The organism is Photobacterium angustum (assembly GCF_002954615.1).
Classification (GTDB): domain Bacteria; phylum Pseudomonadota; class Gammaproteobacteria; order Enterobacterales; family Vibrionaceae; genus Photobacterium; species Photobacterium angustum_A.
Window position 1 is genome coordinate 2,718,596 of record NZ_MSCJ01000001.1, and the last position, 20,265, is coordinate 2,738,860.

The following is a 20,265-nucleotide window of genomic DNA, read 5'->3' on the forward strand; positions in this document are numbered from 1 at the left end:
GCAATGACAGATCAACTGGTTATAATTTCAACAAGGCTTAAAATGAGTATCTCCTCGTTATAAGCCTTATTGATTTCCTTTCTTTCGCTAAATAAGAAGTCCACTTATGGAATACAATACCTCTGAACTGTGTGATATCTATCTCGAACACGTTGATGTTGTTGAGCCTATGTTCAGCTCTTACGGTGGACGCAGCTCTTTTGGCGGTCAAATAACTACCATAAAATGTTTTGAAGATAACGGTGTTATTCGCCAAGTCTTAGAACAATCAGGCGTAGGGCGAGTGTTATTAATTGACGGTGGTGGCTCACTACGACGTGCATTAATTGATATCGATTTGGCTCACTTAGCGCAAGAAAATGAATGGGAAGGGCTGATTATTTATGGCTGTGTTCGCCATGTTGATGAGCTAGATGAATTAGATCTTGGTATTCAGGCACTCGCCTCAATCCCTGTGGGCGCAGATCAACGTGATATCGGTGAGATTGACGTCGCAGTCAATTTTGGTGGGGTAACCTTCTTACCAGAAGATCATATCTATGCTGATAATACTGGGGTTATTTTATCGCCAGAGCCTCTTGATATCGATTAGACATACAGCTAGCAATAAATAAAATTACGGCCCGGTATGCTGTCGTTCCTGAAAACAACATACCAAGCCGAAAACCGAAACAGATAAACTGAATTCAGTATTATTCTACGTGTTCCATTTTGCCTAGTAGGTTGCGTACACGCTCCTGCCATGCATTGTGATCTTGACGTAGTTTTTCATTTTCTTCATTTAGATTTTCACGACCAGAGCGTAGTTCTTGCGCTTCCATCGAAAGTTGAGAGTTCTGCTCTTTTAATTCATCAATTTCCATTTGTAGAATAGAAATTGTATCAATTGCCATCTGAACTTTGGCTTCTAGTTGTTCTAACATTTCTAGAGACATATTGTTTACCTGATCTTAGCCCGTATGCTGGCTTAATCATTAAGCCAATCACCTACGCGCGAGTTAAATTCATATTCGCCTCTATTCTAACGAGGCAGTGACTATCTGGCATCCACAATTCTAATGCTTTTGGGCAAACGGATGAAAATCACACAAGTCTGATATAATTTTTGCAAAGTGGACCCAAATATCCGACCACTGAGACAACCAAATACAGCGCGAAGTTCATTTTTAATCGGATCTCAGCTTTATTTGCTCTCTTCTCTGTCAAAAAAACACCAGCGAATAAGCTTAACTGTCACCTAACTTACGCTTCCTTATTTATATCCTAATTTGTACACAGTGTTTAGACCCAATACCACCAATATTGCTTTTTTGTCACGATTTATTCATTGATATTCTGTCACCAAAAATAACGTTAATCATTAGCATGACCAAATTCAGAATATGATAGTGCTTGTCATCATTTCGATCATTGATACACAGCGATTAATACTGACTATTATCATTGCAATACCGCTCCCTTTATTTTGCGCAATCGTTTCACCATCCCTTATGTTAAAATCGACTCAGTTTATTTATCTAATCGATTTTATATCTGGAGTTATCATGAAACGCGATTTAGCAATGGCATTCTCACGGGTTACAGAAGGGGCGGCACTAGCGGGCCATAAATGGCTTGGTCGTGGCGATAAAAATGCTGCTGATAATGCTGCGGTAGAAGTGATGCGTATTCTACTTAATCAAACTGAAATCAATGGCGAGATCGTAATTGGTGAAGGCGAAATTGATGAAGCGCCAATGCTCTACATCGGTGAAAAGGTGGGTTGCGGTGGCGATGCTGTTGATATTGCAGTCGATCCCATTGAAGGAACACGTATGACAGCGATGGGACAAAATAATGCCCTCGCTGTATTAGCCGCGGGTGAAAAAGGAAGCTTTCTAAAGGCGCCTGATATGTACATGGAAAAACTGGTGGTTGGCCCTGCAGCAAAAGGCGTGATTGATCTTGAGAAGCCACTCGTTGATAACTTGACGGCTATTGCTAATGCTCTAGGTAAATCATTGCAAGATTTAGTCGTGATCACCCTTGCCAAGCCTCGCCACGATGAAACGATTAAGCAAATGCAAGCAATTGGTATTCGTGTCTTTGCCGTGCCTGATGGCGATGTGGCGGCGTCTATTCTAACTTGCATGCCAGATAGTGAAGTCGACGTGATGTACTGTATCGGTGGTGCGCCAGAAGGTGTTGTTTCCGCCGCAGCGATCCGTGCATTAGGCGGTGACATGCAGGCGCGTTTACTTCCTCGACATGAGGTAAAAGGTGATACCACAGAAAACCGCGAACTCGGTGAAATTGAAATTCGTCGTTGCCACGAAATGGGTATTAAAACCAACACATTACTGCGTATTGAAGATATGGCAAAAAGCGATAACGTGATTTTTGCAGGAACAGGGATAACTAAAGGTGACTTACTTGAAGGCATTCATCGTCAAGGAAATATCGCGACAACGGAAACCTTATTGATCCGTGGTCAATGCCGTACTATTCGTCGTATTAAGTCGACCCATTACCTTGATCGTAAAGATGACATTGTAAAATCGCACATCATCTAATTGCGATATTCACATGCAAGAAAGCGTACTTCGGTACGCTTTTTTTTCCCATCTCTCACTCCTAAGAAGCAAAATCAACGCAACCCGTTAGAATGGTAAAGAGATTGCTTTATTTAATAAGCTGATCCCATAATACCTAGAGAAATGAATATATAGGTAGCTATGAAAACCATCGAGAAAATCCTCTATCACTTAAAAAGTGAAGGTCCTGTCACGGCAAAAGTATTGGCTGAAAAGTTCTCCCTTACTACCATGGGAATTCGTCAGCACTTACAAAGCTTAGAAGATGATGGGCTGGTTGATTTTAACGATGTCAAAGTCAAAGTCGGACGGCCTACCCGTCATTGGCAATTAACAGAGCAAGGACATCGTCGTTTTACTGATCGTCATCATGATTTAGCCGTACACATGTTAGAGTCAGTTGAAGATCTGTTCGGAACATCAGGGCTTGAGCAAGTCATCGCAAAACGCGAACAGCATACTTACGAACAGTATCAACAAACATTACAAACGTGCGAAACACTCAAAGAAAAGCTCGAACACCTAGCTCAATTACGTACACAAGATGGGTATATGGCAGAGCTAATAACAACGCACGATGGTTATACCTTAGTTGAAAATCACTGCCCTATTTGTCGAGCAGCACAACATTGTCCTGCACTATGTCTCTCGGAACTTACGGTATTTAAACGCCTTCTTGGAGAAAACATCCGTATTGAACGTGAAGAACATATCATTTCAGGTCAAAGGCGCTGCACTTATCGAATAACATCATAGAATTAGGAGGCCATAATGGCTGATTGGATTCCTGCTCAAGTTATTGCAAACCGCCACTGGAATAATAATTTATTCAGTTTGTCATTAGCGGCAAACATCGAGCCTTTTAAAGCTGGGCAATTTACCAAGCTCGGCTTAGAGATTGATGGCCAAATGATCCAACGCGCCTATTCTTTTGTTAACCCTCCCCAACAGCCAACCATCGATATTTACGCCACAAAGGTTCAAGGCGGGTTATTGTCACCACGACTCCATCAACTAGAAGAAGGTGATACAGTCCTGATCTCTGCGCGCGCTAATGGCTTTTTTACTCTTGATGAAGTCCCACAAGGCGATCACCTTTGGCTACTCGCAACAGGGACGGCTATCGGTCCTTACCTGTCTATTTTACAACAAGGCGATGTCTGGCATCGGTTTAGAAAAGTCGTATTAGTTCATGCGGTTCGTTTTGCCGCAGATTTAAGTTATCAAGCAGAAATCACACAATTAAAGCAGCAATATGGCGATCAACTTATCGTCCAGCCTTTTGTCAGCCGAGAACCGTCTCCTCTTTGCCTTACAGGAAGGATCCCTCAAGCCCTTGCAGATGGGCAACTAGAGCGGCATGTTGGGCTAACATTACATCCAGATCAAAGCCAAATTATGTTATGCGGCAACCCTGAAATGGTAAAAGAGACTAAAAGTGTGCTAGAAGCTCGAGGGTTTGCTAAAAATTTACGCCGAAAACCGGGACAAATTACTATGGAGCATTACTGGTAATTATTAACACCCGATTAGTTGTATCAAATAGGAGATATATGCATTAAGTTGCTATTTATCTCCTACAAATCTCACCTCTAAGACGCCATATCCGTTATCTTTCCTTATAATGAAAGTAGTTGCACAGATGGAGTTGACGATGGATACGCTACCCAATTTTGATGATATGGCAAAAATGGCAAAAGAAGATCCAGAACAATTTGAACGACTACGCCAACAATTAATAGAAGATGCAATAAACCAAGCACATGACAGCATGCAACCACGCCTAAAGGCACAGCAAAGTCATATCGATCTAGTTATTAGTCGTGGAAAAAACCCACTTCACACTACCATGTTGTTGCGAAATGAATTACAACGCCAATTAGTTCGCTTTGCCGAAACTCTCCAACATCCCTGCAACCAAGAAAATGCTGATATCACGCCGATTTCATCTCATCCCAAACAATCCAAAAACACAGATAAAAGCTCTTTCTAACTACGCTTCCTGCAAGAAATTAACTATATTTTGAAATATTTTGAAATTATGAGTTCACTTTTCGTCTTGAAAAAGGTACAACCGAGCTCATTAATGATTTTGGACAGTAAAAATAAACCATTGTTGGTATATTTTTACTACATCAAGTTAAGTTAATTACATCATTTAAATTTGGAGAAAAGCTATGCGCCATCCTGTGGTTATGGGTAACTGGAAGCTAAACGGTAGCAAGGAAATGGTCTCTGGCCTTATCAAAGGTCTTGATGCAGCACTTAACGGTGTTGAAGGTGTTGACGTAGCCATCGCTCCACCAGTAATGTACTTGGATCTAGCTGAGCAGCTACTAAGCAAAGCGAACAGCAAAATCATCCTTGGTTCTCAAAACGTTGATCTACACAACAACGGCGCATTCACAGGTGATATCTCTCCTGCAATGCTTAAAGAATTCGGTGCTAGCCACATCATCATCGGTCACTCTGAGCGTCGTGAATACCACAACGAATCAGATGAGTTTGTTGCTCAAAAATTCGCATTCCTAAAAGAAAATGGCCTAACGCCAGTTCTTTGTATTGGTGAGTCAGAAGCACAAAATGAAGCTGGCGAAACAGTAGCTGTATGTGCACGTCAACTTGACGCTGTTATCAACACTCAAGGTGTTGAAGCACTGAACGGCGCAATCATCGCTTACGAACCAATCTGGGCTATCGGTACAGGTAAAGCAGCAACTGCTGACGATGCACAACGCATCCACGCTGCTATCCGTGCTCACATCGCTGAGAAGAGTGAAGAAGTAGCTAAGAACGTTGTTATCCAATACGGCGGTTCTGTTAAGCCAGAAAACGCAGCTGCATACTTCGCACAACCAGACATCGACGGTGCTCTAGTTGGTGGCGCAGCACTTGATGCTGAAAGCTTCGCTGCTATCGCTAAAGCAGCAGCTGAAGCGAAAAACTAATCATTCTTTTTGATTAGCCTAAGAGGTCACCTACGGGTGGCCTTTTTGTTTTTACCGCAAAAAAACCGCACTTTACCGATTTCAAGGTAATAAAAAAGGCCGATAATAATCGACCTTCTTTCTCTCTTACCGCTCGATAAATCTCTTAGAATAACTTCTCAGCTAACTCATAAAGATCGTTACGAACAGGACGACGCATATTTTCAATTGCATCGATGATATCGTGGTGAACAAGTTGCTCACACTGAATACCTACACAACGACCACCTTCTCCTTTTTGAAGAAGATCAACTGCGTATGCGCCCATACGAGAAGCAAGTACACGGTCAAACGCTGTTGGTTGACCACCACGCTGAATGTGACCCAATACTGTTGCGCGAGTTTCACGACCTGTTTCTGCTTCAATGAACTTAGCCAGTTCATTAACATCAGTCATTAGCTCAGTGATAGCAATAATTGCGTGCTTTTTACCTTTAGCAATACCTTCACGGATATGCTGAAGTAACTTTTCTTTATCTAGCCCTGTTTCTGGCGTGATAATGTACTCACAACCACCAGCAATCGCAGACATTAGGGTTAAGTCACCACAATGACGACCCATCACTTCTACAATAGAGATACGTTGGTGTGAAGATGATGTATCACGTAAACGGTCAATTGCATCGATCACAGTGTTCATTGCTGTCATGTAACCGATAGTGTAATCAGTACCTGCAACGTCATTATCGATAGTGCCAGGAAGACCGATACATGGGTAACCCATCTCAGTTAACTTCTTCGCGCCCATGTATGAACCGTCACCACCAATAACTACTAATGCATCAATGCCGTGCAGTTTTAGGTTCTCAATCGCTTTTTCACGCACTTCCACTTCTCGGAATTCAGGAAAACGCGCAGAGCCTAGGAATGTACCGCCTTTGTTGATCACATCAGATACACTTTTACGATCTAGCTTTTCGATACAGTTGTTATAAAGACCTTGGTAGCCATCATAAATACCGTACACTTCTAGACCTTCAGTTAACGCTGCTCGAACTACGCCGCGAACTGCTGCATTCATACCAGGTGCGTCACCACCACTGGTCAAAACACCAATCTTCTTAATCATGGTTACCCTCTGACTTTGGGAATTGAAAATCAAATCCGACACGATTATACCGAGGTTCCCCTGCTCGATATCACAGCAACACCTGTGCTGTGCGTGTAAAAACTGAAACTTTTCTACTTACGTAGGAGTATTACAAGTTTGCAAAAATATTTAGTTGATTCATATCACGCAAGGTCGGGATTCAATCAAGCTTCTTTTTACACAAAAATTAACCTTATCTCTTTCGTTTTAAGCTGACGTTTCTACATAATCAGCCCGATTTTTTCGTGTACTTGATGATCCAAATGCCTATGGTGTGTTCAATATCACGCAGTATAGCCGTTTTATGATGACAATTAATAACAAAACCTACGAGAAAATACGATCATCGAGGTGATTTTTTTATGAGGGCTCTAACTCCTGAGTAGAAAATCAAAAAAAAGCCACAACAGAAGTTATGGCTTTCTTTTTTTTGTCTTTATTACTCAAACACTCAGTGTGTTTTTTTCTCAAGTTTCATAAATCGCTTTTCGGCATGCTGTTGCTTTAATTCCACATATTTTGCTTTTTGCTCTGGGGTCAAAATATTCAACATTTGATGGCGTTGTTTTAATCGCTCAACACGGTGCTCGGCTTGTTTCTCTGACATACGATCGACCAGTTGACGTACCGCTTGCTCATCAAAATTATCTGCCAGTACTAATTTATCGAGTGCTTTGTGATCTGTTTGCATTTCAGTGCGATTAGCCTGTCGCTCCGCTTTCATCGCTTCACGATCTTTCTCTCGTAAGGTTTTCATTTCGGCTTTTTGTGTATCAGTCAACTCTAGCTGTTTAAACAGACCACGCTCACCATGATGCCCTTTCATACCGTGTGAGTTCGGAGCTGCCATTACTGACATCGAACCTAATACCATTGGTACTGCAATCGCCATCATCATTGTTTTTTTGAACATTTTCATGCTTGTATCTCCAACTATTAGGGTGCGGCAACCTGCGCCATTGTGCTTGGTAATCATAATAACGGATCACAAGTAAAGCGTTGTCGAGTAAACGTAAAGCTACGTAAATCAATAATAACGAAACTTGGCGTTCACGCTGACATTAGCGATACTAGGCTCAATACTCCATCACTCTCTTTATCTTTGAATAGGTTTGACCATGGCAAAAATTTTACTTGTCGATGACGACATTGAGCTCACAGCATTATTAAAAGATATTCTCGAGCTAGAAGGCTTTGATGTGATTGAAGCCAATAATGGCCAGCAAGGATTAGAGAAGGTAGATAGCAGTATCGATCTGATTTTACTTGATGTCATGATGCCAGTAATGAACGGAACGGAAATGCTACGTCGATTGCGAGAGTCCCATTCAACACCTGTGATGATGTTAACCGCTAAAGGTGATGAAATTGATCGTGTGCTTGGTCTTGAACTCGGCGCTGATGATTACCTGCCTAAACCTTTTAGCGACCGAGAGTTGTTAGCGCGTATACGCGCAGTATTGCGCCGTACTCAAGCCTCAAATGAAAAAACCACTGAAAAATCAGACCTACTCACCTATCAAGACATTACGATTTATCCTGGGCGACAGGAGGTAGTTTGTCAGGATATCCCAGTCGAAATGACGGGCACAGAGCTCGCTTTATTAAGCTATTTCATTCAGCGTCCAGGACAAATTATTGCAAAGGAATCTTTGAGTTTAGATGTGCTTGGTAAGCGTTTAGCACGGTTTGATCGCGCTATTGATATGCATGTATCCAATATTCGTAAAAAGTTGCCAGAGCGCTTAGATGGTAAGCCAAGAATTAAAACCTTACGCGGTAAAGGTTACTTATTGGTTGAGGAAGCATAATGAAATTTCCGGGGCTCACTAGCCTTTATGGCCGTATTTTTGCCGTCTTCTGGTTTACCCTTTTTGTTGTCGTCGTAACAATTGTTTTGTTATTTCAACTCGACCCTCGAACAGGACAAGCGATCCCCGAACCTCACCTTAAACGTTTAGAATATACTGCGGAAAATATTAACCAAAAACTCAACACTCCACGAAACGAAACCGTTAAAAAACTGCAGCTAGAACAAAAAATTAAACGCTTAACAAAACGTAAGAATAATCATGATATCCAGATTTATTTTACGACTCTTGATGGCGACATTATCTCACCACAAAAACACACTAAAGCACTGCGTAACTTTATTACTATTGCTGATGACCCAAGTGCCCCTAAGCAACGCTTATATGGTCGCTGGATGATGGCAGGCCCCTTTCTGATCAATACACCGAATAGTGATATTTATATGTATAGCGGCCAAGTATGGCGTGGCCCTTCCCCTTTTATCATCCAAATTTTGGATAAACCGGTTAAGCTCCTACTCGTGACAATGCTAGTCAGCACACCCTTTTTACTCTGGCTTGCTTGGGCAGTCACGCGCCCAGCAAGACGTTTACAACAAGCCGCAGAGCGTGTCGCACAAGGTGAGTTTACCGCCGATCCAAATTTAGAAACCGGACCTCGAGAATTTAAGCAAGCTGGCGCAAGCTTCAATCAAATGGTGGGAGCATTAAATACCATGATCAGTGGACAGCAACGTTTACTGTCAGATATTTCTCACGAGTTACGCTCACCACTCACTCGTTTACGAATGGCTACCGCATTAGCTCAACGCAAACAAGGGGAAAGCAGTGAGCTAACACGCGTTGATACAGAGGCTGAACGATTAGAAACCATGATTGGCGAATTGCTTGAATTATCTAGAATGCAAGTCGATAGCCATCAACAAAATGAAAGGCTTGATAGCCAAACACTGTGGTATGAGATGCTCGAAGATGCTCGCTTTGAAGCCGAACAATGCCATAAAACTTTACGTTATAACACGCTGCAAGATTGGCCGATTAATGGTAACCCTAACCTGTTGATTAGCGCACTAGAGAACGTAATACGTAACGCAATCAAATACGGTAATGACATCATTGAAATACAGTTTACGGTTCAGCAGCACCTGCTCACCATCACTATTGATGACAATGGTGATGGTGTGCCTGAAGCAGAATTAGATGATATCTTCCGCCCCTTTTACCGCGTCTCCACCGCACGAGATCGTGACAGCGGAGGCACAGGGCTTGGTTTAGCCATTACAGAAAGTGCTATTCGACAACATAGAGGAACAATTCAAGCAAATAATAGCTCCCTTGGCGGATTGAATATTACCATTACTCTGCCTCTGGCCCGTTAACGTCATTAAAGAAATACACTTGATTTTTTCCCTGCCGCTTAACTTGATACATCGCCATATCAGCTTTGTGCATCAAATCATCAAGTGAAATTTCTTTGGCTGCTGAATAGCAACCACCAATGCTTGAATGAATAGGAATAAATACCTTATTTTCAACTTCAAACGGACAAGCCAGCATTTGCTGCAAAGCGGCTGCGTAATATTCAGGACTCGCTAAATGCTGAGCTGAATACAGTAAAACAGCAAATTCATCTCCGCCTAAACGTACCAGCAACGCTTTTGAGCCGAAGACTTTACGCATCATTAAAGCGAGATGCTTTAATACTTTATCTCCAGCGCCATGACCATATTGATCATTTATCGGCTTAAAGTCGTCCAGATCAATATACAAAAGGCAGATGACTTTAGATGACGTTACGCTATTACTCAGAATTTTATTGGCTTGTGTTAGAAAAGAAGCACGATTTAAGAGTCCCGTTAAATTATCGTAATGCGCTAACGTATAAATACGCTGTTTATTAATATGTTCTTTTAATTGATAGCGTGCAATCCAATAAGATAAAACGAAACTCAATATAATTGCGACATAAACTAAGGTTTGATGATGTTCGATCGCTTTAATGAAATCGCCACGTTTATCAAAAGCAACAAAGGAAATCAGTTTCCAAGCGGTCGAATTATTTTCTGTAACATGGTATTCCTGAAAGCAGTAAGGGTTAATTCGCCCAATGGCACCAACCGACTCAATGGTTAATACACCTTTAGATGTAACAATTTGCCCCGACTGCATAGCTTGAATTTGTGCTTCTAATTCAGGGAACTGCTGATAAATAGTTTGCTCTTTTTTATTATCAAACATAAAGGCAAACTCTTTTTCTGGATACAAATTATTATAGAGATAATAGCCATCACTATTTACCAACATATAGTTTGTCCCCCCATTAAGGTTGAACAACCCTAGCCCTTCCATCAAATACTTCGCTAAATAGTTAATAATAACAATACCCTGCTTATTTCCCTCTTTATCAAATACAGGTGCAGATAAACGGATCATCGGCTTATAAGGCACTTCAATCTCACCATGCTCGATATTTAAATCAAGTGGAGATATATAGATCCCTTTGTGTTGTAATTTTGCCGCCTCAAGGAAATAGTATCGATGTTTTTTCTTCTGTAACTCATTAGAAGGCACAATCAATGCACGCCCGTCGTTAAAGTTAACCCGAGTAACTTCATTACCTTCTAAATCGAGATAGCGCATTTGATCATAGATTTCTTTACGTTGACTCACCGATTTCAGAGCTTGTGAAAAACGTGCCATTCGCTGCTGTTTTTCAATACCATCTTTCAATCCGGTAATACGGTGGATCTCATGGTTATTGGCGATATCAGCCAATAATGCTGTTTCTCGTACTACTGAGCCTATTACCACTTGGATATAATTTTTTTTACCAACCAGCAGTGCTTTTTGCTGTACTTGAATATTACTTTTTCGTCGTTCAAGTTCAGATTGTGAGTTATAGTAAAAAATCGATAGAAAAACCGTTAACAACAATAAAAATATCAGCGTAAAACGGACAAAGAAAAACTTATACTCAGGTATTGCGAGATTTTTCATAAGCAGTATGAAATAACGGCAGGCATAAAAAGCCGAGAAGTATGCCTTAAAAATATACAAAAAGCACAAAGATTAAATTTATCGTTATTAGAAATAACCTTTATTATTCTGTATTTGATTGTTAAAGCAGTGCTTGTCACAATGCACTATCTTTAGCTGTTAATGAAGCGATGAATTATGTTTGATATTGCGTTGTATGAACCCGAAATTGCCCCCAATACGGGTAATATTATTCGCCTAAGTGCGAACTGTGGCGCGAACTTGCACCTAATTGAGCCTTTAGGGTTTGATCTGGATGAAAAGAAAGTCCGTCGTGCTGGATTGGATTATCATGATTTAGCGCATGTCCATCGCCATAAAGACTTTGCAGCCTTCATGCAAGCAATGGAAGGTCGTCGTATTTTTGCCTGCACCACCAAAACCACTAATTTCCACACTAATGCGAAATTTGAACAGGGTGATGTGTTACTTTTCGGCCCAGAAACTCGCGGCCTACCGGCTGAATTTATTGCCAGCCTCCCCCTTGAACAACGCTTACGTATTCCAATGCAACCCGATAGCCGCAGCTTAAACCTTTCCAATGCGGTTGCGATTATCTCGTTTGAAGCATGGCGACAAATGGATTTTAACGGCGCAGTATAAAACAGAAAAAGGCGATCAATGATCGCCTTTTCTTTCACATTCAATATATCCTTTATTGAACATAAACGATGGCTAAATACCATCACCTTCAATAAACGTTTGCGAGTTACCATTAAATTGCTGATCCATATCCATCGATGGTTTATCAGAATTTGGTCGCCCAACGACTTTGGCAGGAATACCGGCCACAGTTGTATGGGGAGGTACAGGATTTAACACCACCGAACAAGAGCCAATTTTCGCCCCTTCACCGACTTCGATATTGCCTAATACTTTAGCACCAGCGCCTATCATCACCCCTTCTCGGATCTTCGGATGACGATCGCCGCTCTCTTTCCCCGTACCACCTAATGTGACGTCCTGAAGGATTGATACATCATTTTCAATGACAGCGGTTTCACCAATCACAATACCGGTCGCGTGATCAAACATGATCCCTTGACCGATTTTTGCCGCAGGATGCACATCGACTTGGCAAGCTACCGAGATTTGGTTTTGCAGATAAACCGCTAAGGCTTTTCGATCTTGCTTCCACAACCAGTTAGCCACGCGATATCCTTGAAGAGCATGACAACCTTTAAGATAAAGTAATGGAATAGAATACATTTCAATAGCAGGATCTCGTTCAACAACAGCACAAATATCACGTGCTGCCGATTCAACTATCGAACAATCGCTAGCATACGCTTCTTCGATGACCTCACGAACAGCCATCGCTGGCATCGATGGTGTCGCCAATTTATTTGCGAGTATATAACTTAATGCAGCAGCAAGATCATCATGCTTAATAATCGTGGCATGATAAAAACTCGCGAGCATTGGCTCATGCTCTGACTGCTCTCGTGCTTCCTGCTTGATCGCTGGCCAAAGCTGGTGTTGTTGACATTGCTTCACGTCATCCTCTGCTTACTTATCTATTCTTCTTATAACTATACTTAATTAGTCAGGTATTACTTTAACCTGATTGCAAAAAAAAACAACGCGAGCCAAGGCTCGCGTTGTTGAAACAGAAGATAATAAGGTTGATACCCTTATATCTTACTGTTATTCATATTTTTTCTCGCGTGCGAGTAATTCTTTAGCAGCCTCACGAGCATCTTTACCTTGATAAAGTACTTGATAAATTTGCTCAGAGATCGGCATCTCAACACCATAACGTTTAGCTAATTGCCAAACCTCTTTGGTATTACGATAACCTTCAACAACTTGACCAATTTCCTGCTGTGCTTGCTCTACACTTTTACCTTCACCTAACGCTAAACCAAAACGACGGTTACGGGATTGGTTATCGGTACATGTGAGTACTAAGTCACCCAATCCAGCCATGCCCATAAAGGTTTCAGGCTGTGCACCTAATGCCGCGCCAAGACGACACATTTCCGCAAGACCGCGGGTGATCAACGCTGTACGTGCATTGGCACCAAAGCCAATACCGTCAGACATACCTGCACCAATCGCAATCACATTTTTTACAGCGCCGCCTAGTTGCATCCCCGTAAAATCATTATTGCTATAAACTCTAAAGGTTTTATCACAATGAATCTTTTCTTGAAGATCAGCAACAAACTCCGCATCCGGTGATGCAACAGAAATAGCCGTCGGTAAACCCGCAGCTAGTTCTTGGGCAAAGGTAGGGCCTGATAATACTGCAAGTGGAATATCACTACCTAAAGCATCGACTGCGACATCTTTTAACAGACGTCCAGTTTCTGGTTCTAACCCTTTGGTCGCCCAACAGACACGTGAATCTGAGCGTAAGAAAGGTTTTACTTGTGATAATACTTGACCAAATACATGACTTGGTACAACAACAAGTAAATCGCGGCTACCTTCAACAGCATCTTGTAAGTTTGACGTTACAATTAACGATTCTGGAAAGTGCACACCAGGAAGAAACGCTTCATTGGCACGATCAATTTCCAATTGTGCAATATGTTCTGGGTCATGGCCCCATAAAATAACATTGGCACCATTTCTGGATAACGCAATAGCAAGTGCTGTGCCGTAAGAGCCAGCACCTAATACTGCCATTGAAATCGTATTATTTGCGTTCTTAGTCATAATTGTTACTTTGCTTATTAAGCTTCAGCGTTTGCTTCTGCTTGGTTTTGTAAGTAGTTCATGAACAATGCATCAAAGTTTACTGGTGCTAGGTTCAATTGTGGGAATGTACCCTTAACTACTAAGCTTGAAATTGTTTCACGCGCGTACGGGAATAGGATGTTCGGGCAGAATGCACCTAGGCAATGTGCTAGTTGTGGTGCTTCCATACCTGCAACAGAGAAGATACCACCCTGCTGAACTTCACAAAGGAATGCATTCTCTTCTTCATTCTTAACTGTAACAGTCAGACGAAGTACAACTTCATACACACCTTCAGCTAGTTCGCGGCTTTGAGTATCAAGATCCAATTTCACATCTGGGTTCCATTCTTTTTGGAACATATCAGGTGAATTAGGCGCTTCAAAAGAAACGTCTTTTAGGAAGATACGTTGAATTTGAAAGTTTTGTTGTGCTTCTGTATTTGCTGCTTCAGCCATTTCCTGAGTCCTTTTTGATGCTCGCTATTACGAGACTTAATACGCCAGCACAGTGCTAACCACAGGCTGTATTGAATAAATAGACAGCGGTATGACTACGCGTACCGCACATCAAACAATGCGTTATTTTTTACCTTTGCTTTTTACTAGCGGCAGGTTTGCTTCGTTCCAAGCAATCAGACCGTCTTTTAGTACGTTAACATTGGTAAAACCCGCTTTACTCAAATCATTTGCGGTTGTTTGAGCGGTTTGACCTGTCTTACATACCACAATGATTGGGGCTGTTTTATGTTTTTCAAGCTCTGTAATGTTTTGTTCTTTAATTTGGCTTGGCAAAGCGTGAAGTGAGCCCGCAATATGACCTTTACGGTATTCATCACGAGAGCGAATATCAACAAACACTCCTTCTTCACGATTGACTAATGCTGTCGCGTCGTTAATACCAATTGTTTTATACGTTGCAGTTTTCTCTTTGACCATAGAACCGATGATAGCCACAACTAAACCGATCCAAACTAGAGATAAAATAGGGTTACTGGTTAAAAATTCAATATATTGTTGCATTTGCTTCGCTCTGTTTCATGGCTAAATGGCAGCCAAGATTAACGGGATTTTTAAAGGTTTTGAGTATACCGTTGTTACCTATCATGTACAGCAACGGGTATTCATTCCGCGCTTTAACTCACTTGTTGCTATTAATAAGTTATGCGCACCACCCAGTATAAAAGCGAATCTCGCACTTACCTATTAATGAAATAGAGAAAAACTGTGATCTAGGGCTTACACTCAAGACAATAAATGCATATATTTTGTCGAATAGGTCACAATACGCTCGACAGTAAGTTTGAACTTCTCCTACTGCTTTCAATACTTTCTGTAGTAAAATTACATTAATGGATATTACAATTACCTTAAAAATGCTTTTACATTAAGCAGTTAAGGCAATTGATATAGATTTTCATTTATTCGAAGAGGGACAGAACATGTCTGCGAAGAAACCACTTGCACTTGTTATTTTAGATGGTTGGGGCTACCGCGAAGACAATGCGGATAACGCAATTGCTAACGCTCAAACACCAGTAATGGATGGGCTGCTTGCTCAAAACCCTAACACACTAATTTCAGCTTCTGGTATTGATGTTGGTCTACCTGACGGTCAAATGGGTAACTCTGAAGTGGGTCATACTAATATCGGTGCAGGCCGTGTGGTATACCAAGATCTTACTCGTATTACTAAAGCGATCAGCGATGGTGAGTTTTTCGAAAATGAAGCACTTGTAACGGCTATCGACAAAGCAGTAAACGCAGGTAAAGCGGTTCATATTATGGGTCTTCTATCTCCAGGTGGCGTTCACAGCCACGAAGATCACATTGCTTCTGCAATTGAAATGGCAGCAAAACGTGGCGCAGAGAAGATCTACCTGCACGCATTCCTAGATGGCCGAGATACGCCACCACGTAGCGCGAAAAATTCACTGGTTCGTTTTAATGAACTATTTGCCAAGCTAGGCAAAGGACGTACCGCATCACTGATTGGTCGTTACTACGCAATGGATCGCGATAATAACTGGGATCGCGTTGAAAAAGCTTACGATCTTATCACTGCCGCTAAAGCTGAGTTCACAGTCGCTAATGCCGTTGACGGTCTAGCTGCGGCTTACGAGCGTGATGAAAATGACGAATTTGTACAAGCAACTGAAGTACGTGCTGAAGGTCAAGAAGCTGCAATCGTGGCAGATGGCGATAGCGTTATTTTCATGAACTACCGTGCTGACCGTGCGCGTGAAATCACACGTGCATTTGAGCCGGGTTTTACCGATTTTGCGCGTGCACAATTCCCACAATTATCTGACTTTGTAATGCTAACGCAATATGCTGCGGATATTGAACTAACAACAGCATTCAAACCAGCAAGCCTAGACAATACATTAGGCGAATGGCTATCGAAGAAAGGCAAAAAACAGCTACGTATTTCTGAAACAGAAAAATACGCGCACGTAACCTTCTTCTTCAATGGCGGTAAAGAAGATGAGTTTGATGGTGAATCACGTCAACTTGTTGCTTCACCAAAAGTAGCCACTTACGATCTTCAACCTGAAATGAGTGCACCAGAGCTAACTGATAAGCTTGTTGCTGCAATCAAAGGTGGTGAGTTCGATATGATCATCTGTAACTACCCTAACGGTGATATGGTTGGCCATACTGGTGTTTACGACGCTGCAGTGAAAGCGTGTGAAGCACTAGATACTTGCCTAGGTAAAGTCGTTGCAGCGATTAAAGAAATGGACGGCCAGTTACTGATCACTGCCGACCACGGTAATGCCGAGATGATGGTTGACCCATCAACCGGTGGTATCCATACAGCACACACGAATCTACCAGTGCCACTTATCTACGTAGGTAGCAAAAACTTAGAACTTAAGTCAGGTGGTAAGCTGTCAGATCTTGCGCCAACGATGCTTTCACTAACAGATATGGAAATCCCTGCAGAGATGTCTGGTCAGGTGCTATACAATCTGAAATAATTATCTCCATGCGAGATATGATTAGAAAACATCTAAACAAAAAAATCCGCGCCAGTGCATTATGCACTGGCGTTCTTTTATGCATGACATTTGCCGTTCCATGTGCAGCGTCCAGTCAAAACCAGCTCGATGGCGTAAAACAGGAAATCTCACGTCAAAAAAATCAACTGGCAAGCAAGCAAAAGAAATACAACAGCTTGCAACAAGATCTAAAACAACACGAACTGAACATTGCCAAAGCTGCGAATGATATTCATGCGACAAACAATCAATTAGCAACCATTAAACGCGCTATTGATAAGTTAAATACGGAACAAACAGAACTAGAACAAAAACAGAAACAACAAAAGGCCGTTGTTGCATCTCTATTAAATGCCCAATTTCGCCAAGGCCAAGACAGCGATATCGCCAGTTTATTAAGTGGTGAGGATTCAACACGCCTTGACCGAATGACAACTTATGCTGAGTACATCAGTAAAGCCCGTGTTAATGCCATTGATGCCCTTGATGCCACGCAAACTGAAATTCAAATGAAAGTACACCAGCTCAACGAGCAAAAAACGGAGCAGCAACAAGTACTCAACACTCTTAAACAACAAAAACAAACACTCGATCAACAGCAACAATCACGTCAAAAAACGCTATCTAGTATTAAAAGTCAAATCGATAGCAGCAGTGAAGATTTAGCAGAACTGCAAGCCAACGAAAGACAAATGCTCGCTGCAATTGCCAAAGCGAAAGCGGAAGCAGAAAGAAGAGCCCGTGAAGAAGCGGCAAGAATTGCCCGTGAAAAAGCGGCAGCTCAAGCACGCATAAAAGCGGCAAAAGAAGCCAAAGCGCGCGCTGCAGCTGAAGCCGAAGCACGTGAGATTGACAGACAATATGCAAACCAACAGGCACGTGTGCCGATGGACGGCCTTGCTCGCCATAAAGGCAAACTATACTGGCCAGTGAAAGGGACTATTTTGCATAACTACGGCTCGCATCAGCAAGGACAATTACGCTGGAAAGGCATGGTATTTAGCAAGCCAATGGGTAGCCAAGTAAAAGCGATTTATTCCGGTCGTATTATTTTTGCAGACTGGCTACGTGGCTATGGTTTGATGATTGGTATTGATCACGGTAAAGGCGACATGAGTTTCTATGGCTATAACCAAACACTACTGAAGAAAGTCGGTGATACGGTTCAAGCTGGAGAGCCAATAGCCCTAGTCGGTGACAGTGGTGGCCAAACCCAACCCGGACTCTACTTTGAGATCCGCCGTAAAGGCCAGCCAATAGATCCTAAACCTTGGCTTGATTAAGCTCCACTCTAATACTAAAAATAAAAAGGTTGGTGATAATTATTATCCCAACCTTTTTTAATATCGCTTCTTTCGCAACAGATTCTTAACGCTTAGCTTGTTGCTCTTGTTGCTCGTAATACTGTTTCAATGCTTCTACACGTTCGCAGCCTAACGGTGTTGCCAGCGGCCTTACAATATTAAGTATCTGAATAACACCTTTATAGATAACCGTTGGGGTTATTTTAGCACCAGCGACTTGTGTTGTTTGATAACTAATCCAACTTGATGCCACCATCAACAAAGTCTCAGCCAAGGTTTTCAAATCTTCATCATCGATATCAACCAATCCACCTTCTTTCAAGCTTTGCATCAATATAGCGATGTTACTGCGAAGTTGCGCCTGTGCTTCAAGGTATTTAAGTTGTAATTCGGGATCACGTCGTAAGATATCAGGCAAATTTGCGTAGAAAAAACGATAGCGCCACATCAACAAAAATACGGCATCGAGATAGCTCAATAGACTTTCAGTCGTTTCAGCTTCATTGCGTGGTTGAAAGCTCACTTGTAAGTCAGTGGCATATAAATCAAAAATACTGTGGATGATCTGTTCTTTATTTCTAAAATGATAATAAAGATTACCCGGACTGATCGCTAGATCGGCGGCGATATGATTCGTCGTTACGTTGGGCTCTCCGCGATCATTAAATAACGCTAAAGCAGCATGAATAATTCTGTCTCGGGTTTTCATTTGATTGACTTCCTTCGCCCTTCTTCTACATATAATGTATCATAAGTTAACGTTTTTTTTGCTCTGTAGCGCCATAGCTACAAGTTGTTATTTCATCAATGAAGGATTTTCTCCCATGATAATTGTTACTGGCGGCGCCGGCATGATCGGCAGCAACATCGTAAAAGCCCTTAACGAGCAAGGTTGTAACGATATTTTAGTGGTGGATAACCTCAAAGACGGGACTAAATTCGCAAACCTTGTCGATTTAGACATTGCCGATTACATGGACAAAGAAGACTTCATCACCCAAATTATGGCGGGAGATGAGTTCGGAAATATTGAAGCCATTTTCCATGAGGGTGCTTGCTCAGCAACCACTGAGTGGGACGGTAAATACATGATGCTCAATAACTATGAGTACTCAAAAGAGCTATTGCATTACTGTTTAGAGCGCCAAATTCCCTTCCTATATGCTTCATCTGCAGCAACCTATGGTGGTCGCGATCATGACTTCATCGAAGAAAAGCCATACGAAGGTGCACTGAACGTTTATGGTTATTCGAAACAACAATTTGATAACTATGTTCGCCGTATTTGGCAAGATGCCGAAGCACATGGTGAGAAACTATCGCAAATCACTGGCTTCCGTTATTTCAATGTGTACGGCCCGCGTGAGCAACATAAAGGTAGTATGGCTTCTGTCGCCTTTCACCTAAACACTCAAATTAATGCAGGTGGCAACCCAAAACTATTTGAAGGCTCTGAAACCTTTAAGCGTGATTTTGTTTATGTTGGCGATGTATGCAAAATGAACCTATGGTTCTTAGCAAATAGTGTATCCGGTATTTTTAACTGTGGTACAGGCAATGCTGAATCTTTCCAAGCGGTGGCTGATGCTGTCGTTAAATATCATGGAAAAGGTGAAGTTGAGTCAGTTCCCTTCCCTGAGCACCTAAAAGGTCGTTACCAAACTTACACACAAGCAGATCTGACTAAAGTGCGCGCAGCTGGCTATACAGAAACGTTTAAGTCTGTTGCTGAAGGCGTTGCAGAATACATGACAATCCTAAACAAATAATAACGA

Annotated in this window: 21 protein-coding genes; 12 read left to right on the forward strand and 9 right to left on the reverse strand. The window is 41.9% G+C overall.

The window, feature by feature from the left end; all coding sequences use genetic code 11:
* The first annotated feature begins 106 nt into the window (after nt 1-106).
* Nucleotides 107-592 carry a ribonuclease E activity regulator RraA gene (gene rraA, locus BTO08_RS12325; protein WP_045083854.1) on the forward strand — a complete coding sequence of 162 codons (486 nt, stop codon included), beginning with the start codon at nt 107-109 and terminating at the stop codon, nt 590-592.
* Between the two features lie 100 nt (nt 593-692).
* Here the strand turns inward: rraA and zapB are convergent, their stop codons facing one another.
* Complete coding sequence (gene zapB, locus BTO08_RS12330; RefSeq protein WP_005371883.1) at nt 693-935, reverse strand: cell division protein ZapB; 243 nt, start codon at nt 933-935, stop codon at nt 693-695.
* 609 nt (nt 936-1,544) lie between these two features.
* Here zapB and glpX point away from each other — a divergent pair.
* The 5 genes from glpX (at nt 1,545) to tpiA (ending at nt 5,521) form a co-directional block, all read left to right on the forward strand.
* Nucleotides 1,545-2,552, forward strand: coding sequence for a class II fructose-bisphosphatase (gene glpX / locus BTO08_RS12335; RefSeq protein WP_105061123.1), 1,008 nt, complete (start codon nt 1,545-1,547; stop codon nt 2,550-2,552).
* Between the two features lie 162 nt (nt 2,553-2,714).
* Nucleotides 2,715-3,329 (forward strand): helix-turn-helix transcriptional regulator, encoded by a 615-nt coding sequence (locus BTO08_RS12340; protein ID WP_105061124.1) that lies wholly within the window; start codon nt 2,715-2,717, stop codon nt 3,327-3,329.
* A 15-nt stretch (nt 3,330-3,344) separates the two neighbouring features.
* Nucleotides 3,345-4,088: a ferredoxin--NADP reductase gene (locus BTO08_RS12345; protein ID WP_105061125.1), complete on the forward strand. Its 744-nt coding sequence runs from the start codon at nt 3,345-3,347 to the stop codon at nt 4,086-4,088.
* 139 nt (nt 4,089-4,227) lie between these two features.
* Nucleotides 4,228-4,566, forward strand: coding sequence for a DUF3135 domain-containing protein (locus tag BTO08_RS12350; protein WP_105061126.1), 339 nt, complete (start codon nt 4,228-4,230; stop codon nt 4,564-4,566).
* Between the two features lie 184 nt (nt 4,567-4,750).
* On the forward strand, nt 4,751-5,521 hold the full coding sequence (gene tpiA, locus BTO08_RS12355) for a triose-phosphate isomerase (RefSeq protein WP_105061127.1): 771 nt from the start codon (nt 4,751-4,753) through the stop codon (nt 5,519-5,521).
* 145 nt (nt 5,522-5,666) lie between these two features.
* Here the strand turns inward: tpiA and pfkA are convergent, their stop codons facing one another.
* On the reverse strand, nt 5,667-6,629 hold the full coding sequence (gene pfkA, locus BTO08_RS12360) for a 6-phosphofructokinase (protein ID WP_105061128.1): 963 nt from the start codon (nt 6,627-6,629) through the stop codon (nt 5,667-5,669).
* Between the two features lie 472 nt (nt 6,630-7,101).
* Entirely contained in the window at nt 7,102-7,569 is a 468-nt protein-coding gene (locus tag BTO08_RS12365; RefSeq protein ID WP_105061129.1) for a Spy/CpxP family protein refolding chaperone, read from the reverse strand.
* A gap of 199 nt (nt 7,570-7,768) precedes the next feature.
* On the opposite strand from BTO08_RS12365, the gene BTO08_RS12370 reads away from it, so the two are divergent.
* Together BTO08_RS12370 and cpxA are read left to right on the forward strand one after the other, a co-directional pair.
* Nucleotides 7,769-8,461 carry a response regulator gene (locus BTO08_RS12370; protein ID WP_105061130.1) on the forward strand — a complete coding sequence of 231 codons (693 nt, stop codon included), beginning with the start codon at nt 7,769-7,771 and terminating at the stop codon, nt 8,459-8,461.
* A complete protein-coding gene (gene cpxA, locus BTO08_RS12375; RefSeq protein WP_105061131.1) occupies nt 8,461-9,840 on the forward strand; it encodes an envelope stress sensor histidine kinase CpxA in 1,380 nt (459 codons plus the stop codon). The genes BTO08_RS12370 and cpxA overlap by 1 nt, the downstream gene beginning before the upstream one ends.
* Here the strand turns inward: cpxA and BTO08_RS12380 are convergent.
* On the reverse strand, nt 9,818-11,458 hold the full coding sequence (locus BTO08_RS12380; protein WP_105061132.1) for a sensor domain-containing diguanylate cyclase: 1,641 nt from the start codon (nt 11,456-11,458) through the stop codon (nt 9,818-9,820). The two genes, cpxA and BTO08_RS12380, sit on opposite strands and share 23 nt — an antisense overlap.
* Before the next feature lie 177 nt (nt 11,459-11,635).
* Between BTO08_RS12380 and BTO08_RS12385 the strand changes: the two genes are divergently transcribed.
* On the forward strand, nt 11,636-12,100 hold the full coding sequence (locus BTO08_RS12385) for a tRNA (cytidine(34)-2'-O)-methyltransferase (protein ID WP_005371898.1): 465 nt from the start codon (nt 11,636-11,638) through the stop codon (nt 12,098-12,100).
* Between the two features lie 72 nt (nt 12,101-12,172).
* Here BTO08_RS12385 and cysE read toward each other — a convergent pair whose 3' ends face one another.
* From cysE to BTO08_RS12405, 4 genes are all read right to left on the reverse strand, one after another.
* Nucleotides 12,173-12,994 carry a serine O-acetyltransferase gene (cysE, locus tag BTO08_RS12390; protein WP_105061133.1) on the reverse strand — a complete coding sequence of 274 codons (822 nt, stop codon included), beginning with the start codon at nt 12,992-12,994 and terminating at the stop codon, nt 12,173-12,175.
* 150 nt (nt 12,995-13,144) lie between these two features.
* Nucleotides 13,145-14,161 (reverse strand): NAD(P)H-dependent glycerol-3-phosphate dehydrogenase, encoded by a 1,017-nt coding sequence (gene gpsA, locus BTO08_RS12395; RefSeq protein ID WP_105061134.1) that lies wholly within the window; start codon nt 14,159-14,161, stop codon nt 13,145-13,147.
* 17 nt (nt 14,162-14,178) lie between these two features.
* Nucleotides 14,179-14,640, reverse strand: a complete 462-nt coding sequence (secB, locus tag BTO08_RS12400) for a protein-export chaperone SecB (RefSeq protein WP_045083845.1) — start codon at nt 14,638-14,640, stop codon at nt 14,179-14,181.
* 123 nt (nt 14,641-14,763) lie between these two features.
* The gene (locus BTO08_RS12405; protein WP_105061135.1) at nt 14,764-15,204 is read right to left on the reverse strand and encodes a rhodanese-like domain-containing protein; all 441 of its coding nucleotides are present in this window, start codon (nt 15,202-15,204) and stop codon (nt 14,764-14,766) included.
* Between the two features lie 419 nt (nt 15,205-15,623).
* Here BTO08_RS12405 and gpmM point away from each other — a divergent pair, with 419 nt between their 5' ends.
* Nucleotides 15,624-17,165: a 2,3-bisphosphoglycerate-independent phosphoglycerate mutase gene (gene gpmM / locus BTO08_RS12410; RefSeq protein ID WP_105061136.1), complete on the forward strand. Its 1,542-nt coding sequence runs from the start codon at nt 15,624-15,626 to the stop codon at nt 17,163-17,165.
* 8 nt (nt 17,166-17,173) lie between these two features.
* Nucleotides 17,174-18,469 (forward strand): murein hydrolase activator EnvC, encoded by a 1,296-nt coding sequence (envC, locus tag BTO08_RS12415; RefSeq protein ID WP_105061137.1) that lies wholly within the window; start codon nt 17,174-17,176, stop codon nt 18,467-18,469.
* 85 nt (nt 18,470-18,554) lie between these two features.
* Here the strand turns inward: envC and BTO08_RS12420 are convergent, their stop codons facing one another.
* Complete coding sequence (locus BTO08_RS12420; RefSeq protein ID WP_105061138.1) at nt 18,555-19,199, reverse strand: TetR/AcrR family transcriptional regulator; 645 nt, start codon at nt 19,197-19,199, stop codon at nt 18,555-18,557.
* 115 nt (nt 19,200-19,314) lie between these two features.
* On the opposite strand from BTO08_RS12420, the gene rfaD reads away from it, so the two are divergent.
* Entirely contained in the window at nt 19,315-20,259 is a 945-nt protein-coding gene (rfaD, locus tag BTO08_RS12425) for an ADP-glyceromanno-heptose 6-epimerase (protein ID WP_045083840.1), read from the forward strand.
* The last annotated feature ends 6 nt before the right edge of the window (nt 20,260-20,265 follow it).